The sequence below is a fragment of the uncultured Dialister sp. genome (genome assembly GCF_900541605.1).
GTDB lineage: Bacteria > Bacillota > Negativicutes > Veillonellales > Dialisteraceae > Dialister.
Genome location: NZ_UQKJ01000176.1, coordinates 1 through 3,184, shown reverse-complemented (window position 1 = coordinate 3,184; position 3,184 = coordinate 1). Strand labels below are relative to the sequence as shown.

Annotated in this window: 3 protein-coding genes; all 3 read right to left on the bottom strand. The window is 55.2% G+C overall.

Features of this window, described 5'->3' with window-relative positions; genetic code table 11:
- Positions 1–462: an L-serine ammonia-lyase, iron-sulfur-dependent, subunit beta gene (locus QZR21_RS08755; protein WP_296974991.1), complete on the bottom strand. Its 462-nt coding sequence runs from the start codon at positions 460–462 to the stop codon at positions 1–3.
- Between the two features lie 10 nt (positions 463–472).
- On the bottom strand, positions 473–1,135 hold the full coding sequence (sdaAB, locus tag QZR21_RS08750) for an L-serine ammonia-lyase, iron-sulfur-dependent subunit beta (protein ID WP_296097280.1): 663 nt from the start codon (positions 1,133–1,135) through the stop codon (positions 473–475).
- A 229-nt stretch (positions 1,136–1,364) separates the two neighbouring features.
- The gene (locus QZR21_RS08745; RefSeq protein ID WP_296097282.1) at positions 1,365–2,717 is read right to left on the bottom strand and encodes an LPO_1073/Vpar_1526 family protein; all 1,353 of its coding nucleotides are present in this window, start codon (positions 2,715–2,717) and stop codon (positions 1,365–1,367) included.
- Between the last annotated feature and the right edge of the window lie 467 nt (positions 2,718–3,184).

Here is a 3,184-nt window from a genome sequence, read left to right as displayed (position 1 = left end):
TTATGCAATCACCCGGCCAATGGCACCGGCTGTGAACAAGGCGCAGGTGAAGTCGTACATGGACGCATTCACCTCTTCCCCCACCGCCGAAAGGACGGCCGGCAGGATGCCGCAGGACCCCGCCGTGGGGCAGGCCACGATACGGTACATTTTCGCATTGGCCTCTGCCGTGGCGATGGCGTAGGACGCCGCCTTCTGGCAGATGGGGGACATGAACCGCATATTCCCGTTGAACAGGCGGCTCCCGTCGCCCCCCACCAGGCCGCTGGCGGATTTGGACGTATCTGCCAGCCCCTTCCGGATGGCTTCCCGGAAGACGGGAATCGTGTACTTCATGCGATCCCATACCTGCTCATAACTTTTCCCGCTTTCCTCCGCTTCCACGCGGCAGGCAATAATGCCGGGCGAACATTTTTCCACGTCCGCCACGGCGAACAGTTCTTTCATCGAATGGTATTCCATGACGGCCTCCTCAGATAATATCCAATGCCATGACGTAGGTAATATTGTCGTTCGATTCTTTTACCTTTTCCGCCACCGCCGGCGGTACAGGCTGGTCCGTATGGATGATCATGACCGCCTCACTGCCCTTTCCCTTCCGGAAAAGGCGCATGGTGGAAATATTGATCTGTTCCTTCGCCAGTTCTTCGCAGACCTTGGCCACCACCCCCGGCTTGTCGTGATGCCTGGTGAGGAGCGTATACTCTTCCCCCGTGATTTCCACGTCGTAGCCGTCAATATTGGTAATCATAATGCGGCCGCCCCCCAGGGACCGGCCGATAATGACCCCATGGGCTCCCTTTACGCCCCAGGCTTCAATCTTTGCCACATTGGGGTGTCCCATGTCCTCTTCGGAAAGGGAAAAGGAAATATCCACATTCTTTTCTTCCGCAATGCGGAGGGCATCCCGAATGGTGCCGCTGTCCGGTGCGTAACCCATGAGGCCCGCCGCCAGGGCCCGGTCCGTGCCGTGGCCTTTCCCGGTTTTTGCAAAGGAACCGTAGAGGGTAATCCGGGCCTTCTTCACCGGTTCTCCCAGGATGGCCCTCGCCGTCTGTCCGATGCGGGCAGCACCGGCGGTATGTGAACTGGAGGGGCCCACCATGATGGGTCCTATGATATCAAAAATTCCCATGACTGTTCCCTTCTTCAAAAATAAAAACTGCCGCTGCCGGCAGTTGCAGGAAGCGCAGGAACACTTCCTGGAGGTTCAAAGTCAATCTGCTTGTACGGCTTTTTCAACATTGAATCAGAATGAAGTTGTAAAAGATAGATTTGAGTAAAGAGAGTTGAGATCCTGCGGCGCAGCCGCTGAAGGCCTAGATCTAGATCTAGGCCTAGATCTACAGGGCCTTTGGCCCTGCTCACATCCAATGGCTCAGGTCGAAATCTTCGCCGATGGTTTCCCGGATGCAGATCTTGGCGATGTACATGCCCATGAGGGTCAGGGAAGAACGGCGGATCATGCTGTTATCCCAGATGGTCTGCAGCTTCTCCAGGTTCGGCGATACCTTGCCCAGGATGTAACCCATTTCCTTTCTGTCGTAATTGACAGGCCTGGATTCCACCAGGGCCAGGATGCTTCTCCTGGTCACTTCATCTTCCAGGCCCATGTCATCGAAGAGGCCGGCCAGTGTCGATTCATCCACCGCCGCCGGTTTCACGTAGGAATTATACAGGCTCTGTACAATGGTGCCTTCCGGCCAGGACGGCCAGGCCGCAGCCAGTTCGCTCTTCATGCAGCCCCGGAATGCAAAGATCAGGGGGTAAGAATCGTGGAGTACCTGGCCAAAGGGGATGTCCTTATTTTCCAGGGACACGCAGTGCAGATATTCCAGCTGCTGGTAGCCTGTGTATTCATCGGGCAGTTTATAGAGGAAAGGAGTAATGTATTTTTCCGTATACCGCTTCAGGTGCTGGGCATCCACGTTATCCGTATTCCGGGAATAGTGGAAAATGAGCAGCAGTGCCAAGGCATGGAATTCGCTTTCCTCCATGCGGGGCATGGCCTTCAGGGCATCGTAGGCAAGGATGGTCTTCGTATCGGAACGGCTGCCCCGGGCCACATCACCAAAGGCATCGGTCACCATTTCCAGCACCACCGGCGTCGGCATCATGACATAGGTGCGCTGGGCATTCTGCATGGCTTCCTGCACCATAATATGGGTGAGGGTATCCACGGCTTCCTTGTTTTTCATGTGAAGTCCTTCGATGAGGTGCATGGTCACCTTCCGGGTATCCTGCTCCACCGTAGTGGACACGGCGCCGTACCGGTTCAGGAAATGGCGGACGAAGTATTCCTCCAGGGAATCCAGGTCCGGCATGGAAGACAGCACATGGGGCTCCGGTTCCGGCGGGAAGGGGCCCTTGTTGAGATGGGAAGAGAAGGCATCCTGGGCCTTGGATTCGCCGAAATCCTTGCGGTTGAAGACCCGGGTCTTTTCCTCATCATCCTCAAAGCGGACGGGCTTCGGACGGTTCCGTTTCACCGGGATAATCTGGGTGGAATCATCCACCTTCGATTTGGCTGCTGCCTGCAGGTCCGGCTTCGGTGCTTCCTCTGCTTTCGCCGCCTTCTTCAGCGGGATTTCTACCGTATCGTCACTGACGGTGCTGCCCTTCTTGAAGCGCTTCGGCACGCCGCAGATGATGATATAAGAAACGAAAAAGAACAGCAGTGCCACCGCTGCCAGCACAATATAAGGAATAATAACCATGAAATCTCCTCATTTACTCTTTCACTGACACAAAATTCAGTTACATGGTACCATATTTTCCCTGTGACTTCAATGACACCCCCTGCAGAAGGCGGGAAAGCTTGTTTTGTCCGGGGTCCTCGGTATAATAGTAATGTAAAAGTATGCACAATTCTGGCCGGCGCTTTTTTCGTGGCTGAATGCATGGCTGAATGCGTGCGATCCTATGCGGGCATTGATCTGGCCAGGCCCTGTGAACTGAGTGGCGTGCGGATAAGAAGCATGCGAACGGGCGAGGGCTTCTAGCTGCTAGCTTCTAGCTGTCAGGAAAGCTGGTCAGCGGCTTCGCCGCAATCTATCCCCTGCCCTTTGGGCTGCCGCCGTTAGGGTTCATAAGTCGGCGCTTCCCCACTTATGCGCCGTCAACATCATTCTGAACTGGCCCCCTTGTCAAGGACACAATTAAAAGTGTAGTTCGGACTCCATAG